At 76.1% G+C, this 507-nt stretch carries 1 protein-coding gene; it reads left to right on the top strand.

Annotated elements, in window-relative coordinates; all coding sequences use genetic code 11:
* A partial coding sequence (locus ACYVJE_RS23150) for an ATP-binding protein (protein WP_461146146.1) occupies window positions 1–507 on the top strand: 507 nt, incomplete at both ends.

A 507-nucleotide genomic window follows, 5' to 3' on the forward strand; every position in this document is an offset into this window, starting at 1 on the left:
CCGGGAGGCCGAGCGGCGGCAGCTGCGCACCGACTTCCAGCTGGTGCCGTCGTACTCCATCGGGGGTCCGGCGCTGCTGGAGCGGATCGCCGGGAACCTGCTGGAGAACGCGGTGCGGCACAACGTCGACGGCGGCTGGATCGAGGCGGTGACCCAGCCGGGGCAGCGGTGGACCACCCTGCGCGTGCGGTCCTCGGGCGGGCTGGTCGATCCGGCGACGGTGGCGGAGCTGTTCGAGCCGTTCCGCCGCGAAGGCGTGGCGCGCACGGCACGGACCGGCGCCGGGCTGGGAGCCGTCATCGCCACTCGGTCCGACTCCGCGGGCCCCTCCGAAGCAGGAGGGATGCGCCTGGTCGCGGGCACCTACCGCCTGGACGACCGGATCGGTGCCTGGACCGCCCTGGGGGCGTCCGGCGCGGGCCGGCTCTCCGGAGGCGGCCAGGCCGCCCAGGGCGCCGCCACCGGCAACACGAAGGTCTGCCTGGCCGCGACCACCGACGGACACGC

It is taken from the genome of Salinifilum aidingensis (assembly GCF_054782015.1).